The following is a 17285-nucleotide window of genomic DNA, read 5'->3' on the forward strand; positions in this document are numbered from 1 at the left end:
GATACAATCGAAGCGGGCGCGCCGGAAGGTCGCGCCCGTTTTCATTTTCAAAGCAATCAAGCTGCACTTCGAGATCGAAAAATGTCCGCCGAGCCGCTGAAGACACTGTTCCACCCGTTCGAGGCCGAAGCTGTCTCTTTGCCGCATAAGGGCGAGCGTGTCCTATTTCTCGGCGCTGAACCGGGCTTCCGCCTGCCCGAAGGCTTCGATGCAGCACTGCATCTGGTGCAAGGCTTCCGCCCGCATTTTCGCGCGCTGCAGGGGTCGGGCTTCACGGTCACGCCGCGCCTGGAGGGCGAAGGTTTCGATGCGGCACTGGTGCTTGCCGGCCGTCATCGCGGGCGAAACGAATTGCGCATCGCTGAGGCGATTGAGCGTGTGAGGCCGGGCGGATCGATTATCGTTGCCGGCGCCAAGGACGATGGCATTGCCAGCCTGCGCAAGCGCATCGGCGAGCTTGTGCCGCTCGACGGCCAATTGCCGAAACATCACGGCATCGCCTTCTGGTTCCGTCGACCGGCCGACGCTGCGGTCGCGGCAGCGCTTCGCGCCGCCAATCCAACCCTTCTGCTCGAGGCCCGGTTTCGCACCGCGCCAGGCATGTTCTCTTTCGACAAGATCGATACAGGTTCGAAATTGCTGGTGGACAACCTGCCCCGAGACCTGCGTGGCAGCGTTGCCGATTTCTGCGCCGGCTGGGGTTATATGGCGGCCGAGGTCGCCACCCGCTCACCTGGCATATCGGCGCTCGATCTCTACGAGGCCGAGTTCGATGCGCTGGAGGCGGCGAAAGGCAATATCGGCAATACAGCGTCGGAGCCCAATTTCTTCTGGATCGATCTTTTGAGCGAGCCGGTCGAGCGGCGCTATGATGCCATCGTCATGAACCCGCCCTTCCATCGCAGCCGCGCGACCGAGCCGGAGATCGGCGCCGGCATGATCCGCGCCGCGGCAAAGGCGCTGAAGCCGGGTGGGCGGCTGTTCATGGTGGCGAACCGCCAGCTTCCCTACGAGCCGGTGCTGGCGGCCGCCTTCTCCAGCCATGCCGAGATCGCCCGCGACGGCATGTTCAAGGTTCTCGCGGCGCGCCGCTAAGGCGGAGTTCACCGGACCAAGGCATCTTCTACGGGCCGAATTATTCCCGGCCGGTGTCGGTCCGCTTCAACTCGTCGAGCGCCGGCATCGAGACGATGTGGTAGCCGGAATCGACATAGTGGATTTCGCCGGTGACGCCCGACGACAGGTCGGACAGGAGGTAGAGCGCGGAACCACCGATTTCGTCGATGGTCACTGTACGGCGCAGCGGCGAGTTGCGCTGCTGGTAGGAAAACATGTGGCGTGCGTCGGAAATCCCCGCGCCCGCCAATGTCCGCACCGGTCCGGCCGATATGCCGTTCACCCTGATGCCGCGCGGGCCGTAGTCGTTGGCGAGATAGCGGACGCTGGCTTCCAGCCCGGCCTTGGCGACGCCCATGACGTTGTAATTCGGCATGACGCGGACGGAACCGGCATAGGTCAGCGTGATCATCGAGCCGCTGCCCTTCATCAGCGCGGCGGCATGACGGGCGACCTCGGTGAAGGAGTAGCAGGAGATGACCATGGTGCGGACGAAATTGTCGCGGCTGGTGTCGGCGTAAAGGCCCTTCAATTCGTTCTTGTCGGAAAAGCCGATGGCATGGACGACGAAGTCCAGCCCGCCCCAGGCCTCGCCTAAGGTCTCGAAGGTAGCGGCAACCGATGCGCTGTCCTCGACGTCGCAAGGCACGACCAGCGAGGAGCCGAGCTTGTCGGCGAGCGGCTTGACCCGGCGCCCGAAGGCTTCGCCCTGATAGGTGAAGGCGAGTTCTGCCCCATGCTCGGACAGTTTCCGGGCGATGCCCCAGGCGATCGAATGGTCGTTGGCGACACCCATGACAAGCCCGCGCTTGCCCTTCATCAATCCGTTCATGGTGGGCAATCCTTATGCGGAATAGCGCTGGAAAATCAGCGTTGCGTTGGTGCCGCCGAAACCGAACGAATTGGACAAAACGGTGTCGATCCTGGCGTTGTCGATGCGCTCTCGCACGATCGGCATGCCCTCGAATTCCGGATCGAGCTGCTCGATGTGGGCGCTTTCGCCGATGAAGCCGCCTTGCATCATCAGGATCGAGTAGATCGATTCCTGCACACCGGCCGCACCCAGCGAATGGCCGGTCAGCGATTTCGTCGAGGTGATGAAAGGCATCTTTTCGCCGAACACCTCGCGGATCGCGCCCATTTCCCTTGAGTCGCCGACCGGCGTCGAGGTGCCATGCGTGTTGATGTAATCGACCGGCGAAGAGACCGTCGCCAGCGCCTGCCGCATGCAGCGCACCGCGCCTTCGCCAGAGGGGGCCACCATGTCGTAGCCGTCGGAGGTCGCGCCATAGCCGACGACCTCGGCGTAGATCTTTGCGCCGCGCGCCTTGGCGTGCTCGAGCTCTTCCAGGACCAGCACGCCGGCGCCGCCGGCAATCACGAAGCCGTCGCGATCTACATCATAGGCGCGCGAGGCGGCCGATGCCCGGTCGTTGAACTTGGAGGACATGGCGCCCATCGCGTCGAACAGGTCCGACATCGTCCAGTCGAGATCCTCATGACCGCCGGCGAAGACCATGTCCTGCTTGCCCCACTGGATCAGTTCGTAGCCATTGCCGATGCAATGCGCCGAGGTCGAGCAGGCCGAAGAGATTGAATAGTTGACGCCGTGGATCTTGAACCAAGTGGCGAGTGTGGCCGAAGCGGTCGACGACATCGCCTTCGGCACGGCGAACGGGCCGATGCGCTTGGGGCTGCCGTTCTTGAGCGTGGTTTCGGCGGCTTCGACGATGGTTCGGGTCGATGGTCCGCCCGATCCCATGACGATGCCGGTGCGCTCACTGGTGATGTCGTTTTCGCCAAGTCCGGCGTCCACGATAGCCTGGTCCATGGCGACATGGTTCCAGGCCGCACCTTGCGACAGGAAGCGCATGGCGCGACGATCGATCAACGCGGAGGGGTCGAGCGTCGGTGCCCCCCAGACCTGGCAGCGGAAACCGTGTTCGGCGAAGGAATCGGAGAAGCTGATGCCGGATCTGGCATCGTGGAGCGAGGCCTGCACCTCATTGGCATTGTTGCCGATCGACGACACGATGCCGAGGCCTGTCACTACGACCCGTCTCATTCGCAACTCCTTCCGGCGCATGAGCCCGAAACTTGTCGGACAAGGATCATGCGCAAATTAAGTTCTACAGCTTCCTCTGCGCGTGCCGTGGACTCGCGGCGCTGTGGAGGCGCCGGTTAGGCGGCTGCCGATTGCTTGGACAGACCCACCTTGAGATCTGTTGCTGCGTATATGGGTTCGCCATCCGCCTTCAGCCAGCCATCGGCGATACCAAGCACCAGCCGCCCGCGCATCACGCGCTTGAAGTCCACGCCATATTCCACCTTCTTGACCGATGGCGTCACCATGCCTTTGAATCTCACTTCGCCGGTCGAGAGCGCCATGCCCTTGCCCGGCTCGCCGAGCCAGCCGAGGTAGAATCCCGTCAATTGCCACATGGCGTCGAGACCCAGGCACCCCGGCATGATCGGATTGCCGATGAAATGGCAGGCGAAGAACCACAGGTCCGGCTTGATGTCGAATTCCGCCCGGATGAAACCCTTGTCGAAGGCGCCACCCGTCTCGCTGATTTCGGTGATGCGGTCAAACATCAGCATCGGCGGATAGGGGAGCTGGGCGTTTCCAGGTCCGAACAGCTCGCCGCGGGCGCAGGCAAGCAGTTCTTCGTAATCGTAGCTGGATTTCGAAACCGCCATCAATCTCGTCCCCGTAATCGTCCGGGCGGTAGCGCGCCCTTGTCGTTGGTTTCCTAACACAATCTATTTCCGGCCGGAAACCGGCGTTTGCGCTTAACCCGCCCGTCTGCCTGGGTCAATGCGCGCTATTGATCGTATTCGGCCGACAGAATATATGTCGGGGGGTGTCCAGTTTCGGTCAATGTTCGGTTTTTGGCATTCTGGGCATGTCTTGAGGCAACACTTTGAGCTTGGACGGATAGATGGATCTGGGCTGCCGGAAGGAAAATGTCGCTGTGGACAAGCGGGTTCGGGAAGCTGGCCTGAGGCCGACGCGTCAGCGCATTGCGCTGGCCGATCTGCTTTTCGCCAAAGGCGACCGCCATCTGTCGGCCGAGGAGCTGCACGAGGAGGCGATCGCCGCCGGCGTGCCGGTTTCGCTTGCCACCGTCTACAACGCCCTTCATCAATTTACTCAGGCGGGCCTTCTGCGCATCCTGGCCGTCGAGGGGTCGAAGACCTACTTCGACACCAACACCTCCGATCACCATCATTTCTACATTGAAGGCGAAAACAGGATCTTCGATATCGCCAGCGGTCCTGTCACGGTTTCCAACCTGCCGGAGCCGCCGGAAGGCATGGAGATCGCCAATGTCGATATCGTGGTGAGGCTGCGCCCCAAACGCTGCGATTGATCCGCGCTTTATGAGTCCGCGAGATATCGTCTCGGCGTGATCCCCAACCGACAAAAAGAGGTCAGTTCTTGACCCGTTCGCCCGGATAGGCGCCCCAGACAAGCGACTGGGCGAGCCAGCCGGCGTGGCCGTTGAAGGTCATCTCGCACCACTGGCCGTCACAGGACTTGATCGTGCCCATGGCGCCCGGCTCGATGATCGCGACGATGCTGGCATCCTTTTCCGGGTCATCGAGAAGGTTGATTCGGGCATCTTTGCCCCGCTGCCAAGGTGCTACGATCGCCGTGCGGCGGCCTGAAAGCAGCGACTGGTTGATCCAGCCTTCCGAGCCGTCGGCATCGCGCACACGACGCCAGGTGTCGAATTCCTGGATGATCTCCATCGGCAGGCCGGGCTTCATATACATCCAGTCGACGGAGTAGTTGACGCCTGGTCCGACGCGGGAGTTGACGCGGCCCGCTTTCAGGCTGACGAAACGCGGCAGCGGCAGGCCGCTCGGGCCGAGCATTGTGCTCTGGGCGGGTGCTACCGCATTCTGTGCCGCCACATGCGGGGAATGAAGGAGAGCGCCGAGAAATGCTGCGCTGAGGGCCAGGCGGAGCGACGCGAAACCAGACACTTTCATTCCTTTCGGCGCCGGCTCATCGGCCTTGGCGCCCCTTTTTCTTTGTCTTCGGCGGAACCTCTTGTTACATGGAGAACTGGCACCGCGACCGGCCTGCAGTTTCGCCTGTCTTGGTTAAAGAGGTCTCAACGAGGTCGGGTTCGAGGAAACAATGGTAGGCAGAAAAAGGCCCCTCGTCGTCATCACGCGCAAGCTGCCCGACCCGGTCGAGACCCGCATGCGTGAGCTGTTCGACGCCCGGCTGAATGTCGAAGACAGGCCGATGACACAGCCGGAACTGGTCGCGGCGGTCAAGGAAGCCGACGTGCTGGTGCCGACCATAACCGATCATATCGACGCGGCGCTGATCGCTCAGGCTGGCGACAACCTCAAGCTGATCGCCAATTTCGGTAACGGCGTCGACAAGATCGACGTGGCCGCAGCTGCGAAGAAGGGCATTACCGTCACCAACACGCCGAATGTGCTGACCGAAGATACGGCCGACATGACCATGGCGCTGATGCTGGCGGTGCCGCGGCGGCTGGCGGAAGGCGCCAATGTGCTGACCGGCGACAAGAAATGGGCTGGCTGGTCGCCGACCTGGATGCTCGGCCGGCGTATCTGGGGCAAACGCCTCGGCATTGTCGGCATGGGCCGCATCGGCACCGCTGTCGCCCGACGGGCCAAGGCCTTTGGCCTGTCGATCCACTATCACAACCGCCATCGCGTGCTGCCGGCGGTCGAGGACGAGCTGGAGGCGACCTACTGGGAAAGCCTCGACCAGATGCTTGCCCGCATGGACATCATATCGGTCAATTGTCCGTCGACGCCGGCGACTTTCCACCTGCTTTCGGCGCGGCGGCTGGCGCTTCTGCAGCCGTCCGCTTACATCGTCAACACAGCGCGCGGCGACATCATCGACGAGGACTCTCTGGTCAAGCTGATCCAGGACGGCAAGATCGCCGGCGCCGGCCTCGACGTCTACGAGCATGAGCCGGCGCTGAACAGCAAATTGCTGAAGCTCGCCGCCAAGGGCAAGGTCGTGCTGTTGCCGCATTTGGGGTCGGCGACGCTCGAAGGCCGGATCGACATGGGCGAGAAAGTGATCATCAATATCCGCGCCTTCTTCGATGGCCACCGTCCACCGGATCGCGTACTGCCACTGCGGACGTGAGCTCATCGTAAGTTAGCGGAGGCTTACGAAAGCACTTTGCGCATGGTGATCGAGGTCGGACGGTCATAGCCCTTGTGCGCCGGCCTTTCCGTTTCGCGAAAGCCGAGCCGGGCAAAGGCCGCGTGATTTCCGGTCAGTTCGATCCGCGTCTGAAGCTCGATCGCAGGCTTGCCGCGGTTGCGGGCAAGGTCCTCGACAGCTCGCATCAGTCGCCTGCCGATACCCTGTCCCTGAAAGTCCGGTTCGACCGCGAGCTTTCCGACATAGAAATCGTTGGCCCTCTCCAGAACAAAAATGCAGCCGACGATCCTGCCGTTCTTCAGCGCCGCAAAGCCAGTCTCTTGCCGGGCCTTGTCCCGGAGATTTTCGACCGTGAGCCGATGCGCCGAGGATGGCGGATCGATGACGCCGTCCATGGCGGCGAAGGCGCGCATGATCAGCGCCAGCACCTCGTCCCAACGGTCGAAATCGACCGGAAGCTGCTCGACGGAAACCAGACTGCCCAAGATCTAGTTTCTCTTGTAGCGGATCGTATCGAAGCGCGCGGCCAACGCATCGTAAAGCAGCAGCCGGCCGACCAGCGGCTCGCCGATGCCGGCGATCAGTTTGATCACCTCCATCGCCTGCAGCGTGCCGACGACGCCGGTCAGCACGCCGAGCACGCCGGCCACAGCGCAGGATGGCACCAGGCCGGGCGGCGGCGGTTCCGGAAAAAGATCGCGATAGCTTGGATTCAGCCTGCCGTCCGTGCCGGTCTCGAACGGTTTCAGCACGGTCACCGAGCCGTCGAAGCGGCCGACGGCGGCATGTACCAGCGGCCGCTTTCCCGCGGCGCAGGCGTCGGCCACCGCATAACGTGTTTCGAAATTGTCGGAGCCGTCGACGACGATGTCATAACAGGCGACGAGGCCAGGGGCGTTGTCTGCCGTCAGCCTGAGATTGTGCAGTTCCACGGCGACGTTGGGATTGATGCGGGCGATGGCCGCTTTGGCACTGTCGGTTTTCGCCATGCCGACAGCATCGGTGCCGTGGATCACCTGTCTTTGCAGGTTCGACAGGGAGACGCTGTCGTCGTCGACGATGCCGAGTGTGCCGACGCCGGCGGCGGCGAGATATTCAAGCACCGGCGCTCCCAGCCCGCCGGCGCCGATGACCAGGACCCGCGCCCGCTTCAGTCGCTGTTGGCCGGCGCCGCCGATCTCGGGCAGCACGATGTGGCGGGCGTAGCGTTCGAGTTCTTCGTCGGTTAGCGCGGTGGTGATCATCGCCGGACCATATAGCGGAAGAAAAACCTTGTCAGGCGTCAATGCACGTCGCCCAAAAGTGCGCAGCGGTTTTGGGATAACGACATGCATAAAGTTCAAATGCACGTCGCCCAAAAAGCCCGCCCTCGGGCTTGGCCAGAGGTGTGCAGCAGTTTTGGGATAACGATATCCAAGAAGTCAAACTGTTGGGCTAACCGTGCCGTGATCGACGGTCAGGAACTGCGCGCGTCCCTTGAGACTGGAAAACAGCGCCGCATCGGTTCCGGTCATGAAAGCCTGGCAGTTCAGCTCTTCGAGGATCGAGAACAGCGCGGCACGGCGGCCGCCATCGAGATGGGCGGCGATCTCGTCGAGCAGCAGTATCGGCGTCATGCCCGACATCTCGCCGGTCAGCCGAGCATGCGACAGGACCATGCCGACCAGCAGCGCCTTCTGCTCGCCGGTCGAACACAGTTCGGCTGGCATCGCCTTGGGCCGGTGCCGCACCACGAGATCCGAACGATGCGGACCGTCGAGCGTGCGCCCGGCGGCGCGGTCGCGGTCGCGGCCCCTGGCAAGCGCTTGGCGGAACCGCTCCTCGACATCGACAGCCGCTGTGGTGCCGACTTCGCTTTCCAAGGTGCCGGACAGGCCGATGTCGGCTTGCGGAAACGGACCCGCGCCTGGCAGCCTGTCGATCATGGCGGCGAGCAGGCGCACCAGTTCGGCACGCGCCGCGGCAATCGCCACACCGGTTTCAGCCATTTGCGTCTCGATCGCATCGAACCAAGCGTCGTCGCGCGAGCCTTCGGCGAGCAGTCGATTGCGGCCCCGCATCGCTTTTTCGTAATCCAGCGCGCGCTGGCCGTGGCCCGGATCGATCGCCAGCACCTGCCGGTCGAGGAAGCGCCGGCGGTCTGCGGCCGGCCCGGTGAACAATGCATCCATCGCTGGCGTCAGCCAGACGACGCGCAGCCATTCCAGCATGTCCTCCGCCGAGCGCGCTGCCGCGCCATTGATCCGGACCCGCCGGCCGCTCTCGCCGGCGGCGTCGCCGCCTGCAATGCCGGTGCCGATCTCGACCGGTCCGTCCGGCCCATCGAGCCGGACATGGATGGCAAAGCCGCCGTCCCCTCCTTCACGCGCCACGTCGGCATAAGGTGCACGGCGCAGGCCGCGCCCCGGGGTCAGCAGGGAAATCGCTTCCAGCAGGTTGGTTTTGCCGGCGCCATTGTCACCGGAAAAAACCACGGCGCCGGGGTCGAGGTCGATCGACAGTGTTGCGTAATTGCGGAAGTTAGTAAGTGACAGCTTACTTATATGAGTCTGCTGGTCGCGCTCAGGCTGCTTCGCAACTCCGGTCATGACAGCAAGATGGCCTCGTTCGGGCTAAAGCGCGCCGCGTTTGACCGGCCTAATGCGACGCCCTTTAGGTTGTTGTTTTATGTCGGTGTCGCAAAACCGCTGCACACTTTGCGCGACATGCATTAGACCCGCATAGGCATCAGCACGTAGAGCGTGGTTTCGTCGGCCATGTCGTGGATCAGCGTCGGCGAACCGGCGTCCGCCAGCATGAATTTTGCCTCAGTGCCGGTCAACTGGGCGGCGACGTCGAGCAGATATTTGGCGTTGAAGCCGATTTCGATCGCGTCGGACGAATAGTCCGCGGCCAGTTCCTCGGTGGCGCTGCCGGAATCCGGATTGTTGACCGCAAGCGTGACCTGGCCTTCTCCAATCGAAAGCTTCACCGCCCGGCCGCGTTCCGACGAAATGGTCGAGACACGGTCCACGGCGGCAGCGAAGCTCTGGCGGTCGATGATCAGCTTCTTGTCGTTGCCGGTCGGGATGACCCGCTGATAGTCGGGGAAGGTGCCGTCGATCAGCTTCGAGGTCAAAACGACACTGCCGATGGTGAAACGGATCTTGGTGTCGGACAACTCGGTGGTCACGGCGATATCAGGGTCGTCGACAAGCTTTTGCAGCTCGCTGACCGTCTTGCGCGGAATGATGATGCCCGGCATGCCTTCGGACCCTGCCGGCGCGTCGATCTCGGCGCGCGCCAGCCGATGGCCGTCGGTCGCTACCGAGCGCAGCTTCAGCTTGCCGTCGGCGTCATGCGTGTGCAGGTAGATGCCGTTCAGATAGTAGCGCGTCTCCTCGGTGGAGATGGCGAATTGGGTCTTCTCGATCAGGCCCTTGAGCGCGACCGAATCGAGCCGGAAGATATGCGAGAATGATCCGGCCGAAAGCTCCGGGAAATCGGATTGCGGCAGGCATTGGAGACGGAAGCTCGAGCGGCCCGACGTCACCGTCATGGCGTTGCCGTCCTCGTCGCTCTTCAGCATGACCTCCGCGCCGTCGGCGAGCTTGCGCACGATGTCGTAGAGCAGATGCGCCGGAACCGTCGTCGCTCCGCCGCGCTCGACCTTGGCGGGCGTGGCTTCGGTCACCTCCAGATCGAGGTCGGTAGCCTTCATTTCGAGGGTGGCGCCTTCGGCGCTCAGCAGCACATTCGACAGGATCGGTATGGTGTTGCGCCGCTCGACCACGCGATGAACGTGGTTGAGCGACTTCAGGAGATTTGACCGTTCCAGGATAACACGCATGACGAAACAGGCTCACTTGAATGAATGAGCGGGTCTCCGGCAAGCGGCAACCCGCGAAAGGTCTGAACAGGCTCAGAATCTGCACAAACTGACAGGAAAAAACCCGTAAACGCAAGTCCGCGCTACCGGTTCGGGCCGGTTACGCGGGCTTTCTGGGGATAAAACTGGCGAAGTCCGCAAGCCAATGCTTGTCGCCCAAAAGTGCGCAGCGGTTTTGGGGCAACGACATGCATAAAAACAAAGATTTCAAGCGCGTCGCAGCCATCCAAATGCGACACGCTTTGTTTTTCGGGCCGGTCAGGCCTGATCGTTGATCAGTCTTCTCAGCAATTCGAGCTCCTGCGCCAGCGTGTTGTCGACGCCTGAAAGATCCTCGATCTTGCGCACGGCATGCAGCACCGTCGTGTGGTCGCGGCCACCGAAACGCCGTCCGATCTCCGGCAAGGAGCGCGGTGTCATCACCTTCGACAGGTACATGGCCACCTGCCGCGGCTTGACGATGGTGCGCGTGCGCCGGTTGGACAGAAGTTCTGTCTTCGACACATTGTAGTGGCGCGCGACGATGCGCTGGATGTCCTCGATGCGCACCCGCTTCGGCTCGCCCGAACGATAGATGTGGCCGAGGATCTCGTCGATACGGTCGATGGTGATCTGCGGTTCGAACGACTGGCGGAACAGAAGCTGGTTGAAGGCACCTTCGAGTTCGCGCCCACTGCCGGTCACTGTGCGAGCGACATGGTTGAGGATCTCCTCCGAGATGTCGAGCGACGCATCATCGGCCTTGGCGGTAGCAAGGCGCAGCTTGAGCATGCCGATGCGCATGGCGAAATCCGGAGCCGACATTTCGAGCGCGACGCCGCCGTTGAGGCGCGAGCGGACGCGGGGCTCCAGCGATTCCAGTTCCGACGGGGGCCGGTCGGCGGCGACCACCACCTGCTTGGCGCTGTCGAGCAGCATGTTGATCAGGTGGCAGAATTCATGCTGGATCGACTTGCCCTGCAGGAACTGCATGTCGTCGATGATGAGAAGGTCGATGTCGCGCAGCTGTTCCTTCAGCGTCAGCGCGTTGTTGTCGCGGATCGCGGTGGCAAACCGCCACATGAAATATTCGGCCGTGAGATAGACGACACGCGACTTCGGATTTTGCTTCAGCGATTCCGCCGCGATCGCCTGCAGCAGGTGCGTCTTGCCCAGCCCAACCGTCGCGTGAAGAAAGAGCGGATTGAAGCGCACCGCGCTCGACTGCGATTCCGCCACCGCTTTGGCGGCGGCGAAGGCCACCCGGTTCGACGGTCCCTCGATGAAGGAGCCGAACGTGTAGCGCGGGTCAAGCGGCGAACCGAGCACGTTGTGCCGGAATTCGGTCTCTGCAGGCATTCCCGGGCGAGGTGCCGGTACCCGCTCCACCCTGCCGGGGCCTGCTGTTCCCGCGGCCAGCGCCGTTTGCGCTTGCCTGGTCATCTTGCGCGCCGGGGCCACTTCGGGCTCGACGCCGTTTCGCCCCGGGCGGGTAGCGGTGCGCACGACGATCTCGATCTTGAGGATTTCAGGATCCTCGTGTTTCCACAGCTCGGCGATGAGGTCGAGATAGTGGCCGTTGATCCACGAGCGCAGGAAGGCGGTGGGCACCGAGATGCGGACAATGCCCCGGGACGCCTCGGCGACCTTCATGCGTCCGAACCAGCTCGAATAGACTTCGGTTCCCAGACGCGCCTTCAACTGGGCCTTGACCCGGTCGAACTTTTGTTCCGCGGCGATGGAAGCCGACATATCGTCCCCTTCGGTTAAGGTTCCAGGGAATGGGAGGTCGCCCGTAAGCTCCCTTTCGATGCCGCTCTGCATGATCGAGTTCCTTGTCCTTTTGTACCTTTTTCCGCCGGGAATGCGCCTCCTGCATCCATGTTTCCGGCGACCGTGTCTTCGCTGCGACACCATCGCCGCCGCCGGCAGATGATGTCGCCTGGGATCCGGCGCCGGCTCCTCAGAGCCAGCCCGCTTTGGTCATGTCAGGGCAATACAATTCCGCCCGGCGAAACGCCGGCGCGTCATTCATCTGCCATGTACAATTACGCCAATCCCCTACCGTATCGAAAAGACAAACCAAGCCCGTACGCGGAAATGATCCACGTCACGAATTCTGCCATTTTTTGCTGGCCGATTCAGGCTGGGTTAAGGGCCAACGGCCCGTCCCTCTCGATAGACCGACATTAACGAAATCGCTGTGGATAGGGCAAGGCCACGACTAACGGATTTTTAAGGAATGTGGTTAGCGCAGAGCGGTTCGGAGCCTGCGTTGCACTGGCATGTTTTGACAAAGCCATTGTGATTCAAACCCTTTTCCGGCGAATATGAAAAAGGCCGCATCGCGCGAAATTTTCTGAAATAATTTTCTTGACAGGCAAATGTTCCCCATCCCCCACGCCCGATGTGAACAAGCTGTGGATGACCGTCAATAACTTATTGAAAAATAAAGCTGATTTTTGACAGCTGATATTCTCGCCGTGAACGCTTTCAGCGGCTGCGCCCATCAGCAGGCATGTATATGCCGGCAAAGCATTTCCAACATTGAAATCGTGCGGAGTGTCCGTTTGCGAGATTTCTTTTTAAGTACTTGCCGGCAAACGAAAAAACCCGGCACGAGCGGCCGGGCTTGAAGAGGACAAGATCAGTAAAGGTATATTAGGCCGACAGCACCTTGAGTCGGTGGGCCAAGCGCGACACCTTGCGGGATGCCGTATTTTTGTGCACCACGCCCTTGGTCGCGGCGCGCATCAGTTCCGGTTCCGCCACCTTGAAGGCAGCCTGCGCGGCAGCCTTATCGCCCGAGGCGAGCGCCTCTTCGACCTGGCGGATGTAGGTCCGCACGCGCGAGCGACGGTTCTTGTTGATCGCCGTGCGACGGGCGATCTTGCGCGTTGCCTTTTTGGCCGAGGAGGTATTGGCCATGATGCCTCTCTTCTGATCTGGTGGGCGCATGCGGGATGTCGCAGGGCGCAAAAACAAACGGGCAGCCACAGGGCCGCCTCGGTTGGTGCGGCTTATAGTTCAGCTTTTCCGGCGCGTCAACGCTGCTTCGCCTTCTTTTTGGCCGCTGCTACTCGCTTCTGCCGCTGTCGTCACGATCTATCGGTTCGTGAAATTTGGCTTCCGCTTCTCGGCAAAGGCCGCCATGCCTTCCTTCTGATCATCGAGCGCAAACAGCGAGTGAAACAGCCGGCGCTCGAACCGCAGCCCTTCGGCCAGTGTCGTTTCATAGGCGCGGTTGACGGCCTCCTTCGCCATCATCACTGACGGCAGCGAAAAATCGGCTATCTTGGCTGCCGCCTTCAACGCCTCCTCGATCAGCTCGACGGCGGGCACCACACGCGACACCAGGCCGCAACGCTCGGCTTCCGCCGCATCCATCATCCGTCCAGTCAAGCACATATCCATCGCTTTCGACTTGCCGACGAAGCGGGTCAGGCGCTGTGATCCGCCCATGCCCGGCATGACGCCGAGCGTGATCTCGGGCTGGCCGAACTTGGCGTTGTCGGCGGCGATGATGAAATCGCACATCATCGCCAGTTCGCAGCCGCCGCCGAGCGCATAGCCGGCCACCGCCGCGATAACAGGCTTGCGCGCCCGGGTGAACTCTTCCCAGCCGACAAAGAAATCCTGCACATAGGCGTCGACAAAGGAGATCGCCTGCATTTCCTTGATGTCCGCACCTGCCGCGAAGGCTCTTTCGGAGCCGGTGATGACCATCGCGCCGATGTCGGCATTCGCGCAGAAGCCGTTCACGGCCGCGACCATTTCCGCCAGGACCTGGGAGTTCAGCGCATTGAGCGCCTTCGGCCGGTTCAGCGTGATCAGCCCGACCTTGCCGCGGGTTTCGACGATGATCGTTTCATAGGCCATGACTGTATCTCCTCGCTCGGTCATCTAGCTTACATCTGGTGTCCAGCTCACACTCGGCATCTAGGTCACACCCGGCACCCAACTCACACCCGGCACTAGCTCACACCCGGCACTAGCTCACAATTGACAGGTCCGGCAATAGAAGGTGGAACGCCCGCTTTGCACGATGCGCTCTATGTGGCCGCCGCAGCTGTGCTTGGAGCAGGGTTCGCCCTCGCGATCGTAGACCGCGAACGAATGCTGGAAATAGCCCAGAGACCCGTCGGTCTGCACATAGTCGCGCAGCGACGATCCGCCGGCGGCGATCGCATCGGCGATCACCGCGCGGATGGCTTCGGCCAGGGCGTCGCGCTGCTGTTTGGCCTTCTTTTCAGGCTTTGCGATGGAGCCCGCCTCGCGCAACGGCGACAGACCGGCGCGCCACAGGGCCTCCGACACATAGATATTGCCGAGCCCGGCGATCAGCCGCTGATCGAGAAGTGCTGCCTTCAGCGCCGACTTCCGGCCTTTCAGCAGCGAGGCGAGCAGCTCGCCGTCCAACGCATTGCCTGTCGGCTCGACGCCCAGCCCCGCCAGCATCGGATGCGTGTCGGGCGCCCCTTCGGAAAACAGCATGAAGCCGAAACGGCGCGGATCGTTGAAGGTCACGCGGGACCGGGCGCCTTCGGGAGAGACGATATGGAAGACGACATGGTCGTGTACCGCGCTTTTGGAACGCTCGTGATAAAACACGCCCAACATTGCGCTGCTATCGGGCATTTCGCTGTCATCGGACGTTTCGATGCGGAACGAACCCGACATGCCGAGATGGCAGATCAGCACCGGACCGCCTTCCAGATGCATCGTCAAATATTTGGCCCGGCGGCCGAGCGCTGTAATCGTCTTGCCGGTCAGCCTCTCCAAGAATTTTTCGGGAAACGGAAAGCGCAGGTCGGGCCGGCGTGCCTCGACGCGGGCGATGCGGGCCCCTTCCAGAACCGGCTGCAGACCCCGCCGCACCGTTTCGACCTCAGGCAACTCAGGCATGACCGGCTATCGTTGCATAGAAAGAGGTGCCGTGACGGCCGCGCGCCAAACCAAGATGCTCGGCGACGGTTTCTCCGATGTCGGCGAACGTCGTTCTGAGCCCAATGTCGCCGCCAAAACTTGGTCCGGTGCCGATCACCGGAATGCGTTCGCGTGTATGATCGGTGCCGTGCCAGGTCGGATCGTTGCCATGGTCGGCCGTGAGGATGAGAAGGTCGCCGTGCCTCAGCCGTGCAAGCGCCTCCGGTAGCCGCCGGTCGAAGGCCTCGAGCGCGGCGGCATAGCCGGCAACGTCGCGCCGATGACCGAACTCGGTGTCGAAATCGACGAAATTGGCGAAGACGAGATCGCCGTCGCCCGCGTCAGCCATCGCGCCGAGCGCCTTGTCGAACATCGCCATGTTGCCAGCGGCCTTGCGCACTTCCGAAATGCCGCGATGGGCGAAGATGTCGCCGATCTTGCCGACCGCGATGACCCGGCTGCCGCGCACCGTCAACCGGTCGAGCAGGGTCGGTTCAGGCGGCGGCACCGAATAGTCCCGGCGGTTGTGCGTCCGTTCAAAGCTGGCGGCGGTTTCCCCAATGAAGGGCCGCGCGATCACCCGTCCGATGTTCAGCGGATCGACCAGCCTGCGCACCACCTTGCAGAATTCGTAGAGCCGTTCCAGGCCGAAGTGAACTTCATGCGCGGCGATCTGTAGGACGGAGTCGACCGAAGTGTAGCAGATCGGCTTGCCGGTGCGGATATGCTCCTCGCCGAAACGCTCGATGATCTCGGTGCCCGGAGCATGGCAATTGCCGAGAATCCCCGGCACCTCTCCTTCGCGAATGATCGCTTCCGTCAGATCGGCTGGAAAGGCGGGAACCGTGTCCGGGAAATAGCCCCAGTCGAAGCGGACCGGCAAGGCGGCGATTTCCCAATGGCCTGATGGCGTGTCCTTGCCGCTCGAAATCTCCTGCGCCGCGCCATAGAAGGCGGAGGCGAGCTGGGCCTCGCCGCCACTGTCGATGCTGAATCCTGTCGCGGTGTTCGCCGCGTGGCCCAGGCCGAGCGAGAGCAGGTTGGGTACCAAAAGCGGGCCTTCGCGCAGCCCCTCGCGATCCGCCCGGCCTTCCGCGCAGGCTCTGGCGATGTGTCCGAACGTGTTGGAACCGGTGTCGCCATAGCGCTCGGCGTCAGCTGCGCCGCCGATGCCGAAGGAATCGAGAACAAAAAGGAAGGCGCGCGCCATTGCAGGGGTTCATTGTTATCGTTTGTCTGTCCGCCCCAGACATAGGGGGCTGCGCCGCCATTGGCAATTCGGAAGCAGACGGCTTGGCGCGATAGTTGAGATGTGGACACGAACCGTGCCGATGTCATCCCCACCATTCGGCGGGCATTGGGTTCGACCAGGCCGCACCCAGCAGAGCCACGATGGCTGCGAGGCCTTCGAGGCGTCGCCGACCGTGTTCCTCATCAATCTCAGATCGACGTCGAATGTCTCTTCTGGAATCGAAACATTCCGCCGGCTTCGCCGTCGCTGGCTCGAAGGATTACGCGATGGCTGCAGCCATCGTGCGCCTGGTGTTAGACAACGACCGATAGCAATGGCGGTCGGAGTCGGGCGCGGTCGTTTCAGCAGGTGCTGCAGGGAATCGTCGGGCTCCTGCGGGGCCTGAGATAATAGGTTTCGCCCATCGATATCGAGTCGAAAGCCGAACTCAATCCAAGCCGCTTCTCACTGTCGGCCGACCAGGTGATGATCGGCTGGTATGCGAGATTGCTTTCGACTCGAATGAGAAAGGTGCCCTTGATCTCGAGTGTCGGTGGAACCTTGGTGATGGAGTTCTTGGCGGCGGCGGCGCTGAAGGCGCCACCAACCATCTTGCGTGACCACACGACCAGCACCTTCGGCGTCGTTTCGTCCGTGACCTGTATTGCGGTGATGATGATTTCCGGGGTCGATCGGTTGTACGGCTGAAGGGTGGAATTGCCGATCTGCATGATCGCATCGAGATCGGCTGCCGTGATGGTCTGCTGCTGGGTAACGAGATCCGCCACCATGCTGCCGATGCGACTGACCTTTTTGCTGGTCTCGATGGCTTGCGAGGCTTCCATGGTCATGAAGTACATGATCAGCAGGACGGGCACGATGAAGGCAAACTCAACGGCCGCGACGCCGCGGCGATCAGAGCAGAACCGGATGGCTTTCGTGCATATCCCAGCGATCCTCATATATGCTCCCGCACGCCCCATGCCCTCGTC

At 62.1% G+C, this 17285-nt stretch carries 18 protein-coding genes and 1 pseudogene; 4 read left to right on the top strand and 15 right to left on the bottom strand.

The window, feature by feature from the left end:
* The first annotated feature begins 81 nt into the window (after positions 1–81).
* Complete coding sequence (locus tag NKH36_RS21825; RefSeq protein ID WP_352964415.1) at positions 82–1095, top strand: class I SAM-dependent methyltransferase; 1014 nt, start codon at positions 82–84, stop codon at positions 1093–1095.
* 40 nt (positions 1096–1135) lie between these two features.
* Here NKH36_RS21825 and fabI read toward each other — a convergent pair whose 3' ends face one another.
* The 3 genes from fabI to fabA all read right to left on the bottom strand — a co-directional run bounded on the left by fabI (position 1136) and on the right by fabA (position 3816).
* Complete coding sequence (gene fabI, locus NKH36_RS21830; protein WP_352964418.1) at positions 1136–1948, bottom strand: enoyl-ACP reductase FabI; 813 nt, start codon at positions 1946–1948, stop codon at positions 1136–1138.
* A gap of 12 nt (positions 1949–1960) precedes the next feature.
* A complete protein-coding gene (fabB, locus tag NKH36_RS21835) occupies positions 1961–3181 on the bottom strand; it encodes a beta-ketoacyl-ACP synthase I (protein WP_352964421.1) in 1221 nt (406 codons plus the stop codon).
* Positions 3182–3297: 116 nt separating this feature from the next.
* Complete coding sequence (gene fabA / locus NKH36_RS21840) at positions 3298–3816, bottom strand: 3-hydroxyacyl-[acyl-carrier-protein] dehydratase FabA (protein WP_292189593.1); 519 nt, start codon at positions 3814–3816, stop codon at positions 3298–3300.
* 242 nt (positions 3817–4058) lie between these two features.
* Here fabA and irrA point away from each other — a divergent pair, with 242 nt between their 5' ends.
* The gene (gene irrA, locus NKH36_RS21845; RefSeq protein WP_006337949.1) at positions 4059–4490 is read left to right on the top strand and encodes an iron response transcriptional regulator IrrA; all 432 of its coding nucleotides are present in this window, start codon (positions 4059–4061) and stop codon (positions 4488–4490) included.
* Positions 4491–4551: 61 nt separating this feature from the next.
* On the opposite strand, the gene NKH36_RS21850 is transcribed toward irrA, so the two are convergent.
* A complete protein-coding gene (locus NKH36_RS21850; RefSeq protein ID WP_352964426.1) occupies positions 4552–5109 on the bottom strand; it encodes an SH3 domain-containing protein in 558 nt (185 codons plus the stop codon).
* Between the two features lie 157 nt (positions 5110–5266).
* Between NKH36_RS21850 and NKH36_RS21855 the strand changes: the two genes are divergently transcribed.
* Positions 5267–6268 (top strand): 2-hydroxyacid dehydrogenase, encoded by a 1002-nt coding sequence (locus NKH36_RS21855; protein ID WP_352964429.1) that lies wholly within the window; start codon positions 5267–5269, stop codon positions 6266–6268.
* Positions 6269–6291: 23 nt separating this feature from the next.
* On the opposite strand, the gene NKH36_RS21860 is transcribed toward NKH36_RS21855, so the two are convergent.
* The 10 genes from NKH36_RS21860 to NKH36_RS21905 form a co-directional block, all read right to left on the bottom strand.
* The gene (locus NKH36_RS21860) at positions 6292–6774 is read right to left on the bottom strand and encodes a GNAT family N-acetyltransferase (protein ID WP_352964432.1); all 483 of its coding nucleotides are present in this window, start codon (positions 6772–6774) and stop codon (positions 6292–6294) included.
* Between the two features lie 3 nt (positions 6775–6777).
* On the bottom strand, positions 6778–7533 hold the full coding sequence (locus tag NKH36_RS21865; RefSeq protein WP_352964537.1) for a molybdopterin-synthase adenylyltransferase MoeB: 756 nt from the start codon (positions 7531–7533) through the stop codon (positions 6778–6780).
* A 177-nt stretch (positions 7534–7710) separates the two neighbouring features.
* Positions 7711–8877 (bottom strand): DNA replication/repair protein RecF, encoded by a 1167-nt coding sequence (gene recF, locus NKH36_RS21870; RefSeq protein WP_352964435.1) that lies wholly within the window; start codon positions 8875–8877, stop codon positions 7711–7713.
* A 122-nt stretch (positions 8878–8999) separates the two neighbouring features.
* Complete coding sequence (gene dnaN, locus NKH36_RS21875; RefSeq protein WP_352964438.1) at positions 9000–10118, bottom strand: DNA polymerase III subunit beta; 1119 nt, start codon at positions 10116–10118, stop codon at positions 9000–9002.
* Between the two features lie 297 nt (positions 10119–10415).
* Positions 10416–11960 (bottom strand): chromosomal replication initiator protein DnaA, encoded by a 1545-nt coding sequence (gene dnaA, locus NKH36_RS21880; protein WP_502912087.1) that lies wholly within the window; start codon positions 11958–11960, stop codon positions 10416–10418.
* A 485-nt stretch (positions 11961–12445) separates the two neighbouring features.
* The gene (locus NKH36_RS21885; protein WP_352964443.1) at positions 12446–12670 is read right to left on the bottom strand and encodes a hypothetical protein; all 225 of its coding nucleotides are present in this window, start codon (positions 12668–12670) and stop codon (positions 12446–12448) included.
* 127 nt (positions 12671–12797) lie between these two features.
* On the bottom strand, positions 12798–13064 hold the full coding sequence (rpsT, locus tag NKH36_RS21890) for a 30S ribosomal protein S20 (RefSeq protein ID WP_352964446.1): 267 nt from the start codon (positions 13062–13064) through the stop codon (positions 12798–12800).
* A 177-nt stretch (positions 13065–13241) separates the two neighbouring features.
* Positions 13242–14015 carry an enoyl-CoA hydratase gene (locus NKH36_RS21895; protein WP_352964449.1) on the bottom strand — a complete coding sequence of 258 codons (774 nt, stop codon included), beginning with the start codon at positions 14013–14015 and terminating at the stop codon, positions 13242–13244.
* 117 nt (positions 14016–14132) lie between these two features.
* Entirely contained in the window at positions 14133–15041 is a 909-nt protein-coding gene (mutM, locus tag NKH36_RS21900) for a bifunctional DNA-formamidopyrimidine glycosylase/DNA-(apurinic or apyrimidinic site) lyase (protein ID WP_352964452.1), read from the bottom strand.
* Positions 15034–16272, bottom strand: coding sequence for a phosphopentomutase (locus tag NKH36_RS21905; RefSeq protein ID WP_352964455.1), 1239 nt, complete (start codon positions 16270–16272; stop codon positions 15034–15036). The genes mutM and NKH36_RS21905 overlap by 8 nt, the downstream gene beginning before the upstream one ends.
* A gap of 211 nt (positions 16273–16483) precedes the next feature.
* Between NKH36_RS21905 and NKH36_RS34880 the strand changes: the two are divergent.
* Positions 16484–16625 (top strand): annotated as a pseudogene (locus tag NKH36_RS34880) (phosphate/phosphite/phosphonate ABC transporter substrate-binding protein); the annotation flags it as partial.
* Positions 16626–16655: 30 nt separating this feature from the next.
* Here NKH36_RS34880 and NKH36_RS21910 read toward each other — a convergent pair.
* The gene (locus NKH36_RS21910; protein WP_352964458.1) at positions 16656–17276 is read right to left on the bottom strand and encodes a TadE/TadG family type IV pilus assembly protein; all 621 of its coding nucleotides are present in this window, start codon (positions 17274–17276) and stop codon (positions 16656–16658) included.
* Positions 17277–17285: the final 9 nt, after the last annotated feature.

It is taken from the genome of Mesorhizobium sp. M1312, assembly GCF_040318115.1.
In the GTDB taxonomy this organism is placed as follows: Bacteria; Pseudomonadota; Alphaproteobacteria; order Rhizobiales; family Rhizobiaceae; genus Mesorhizobium.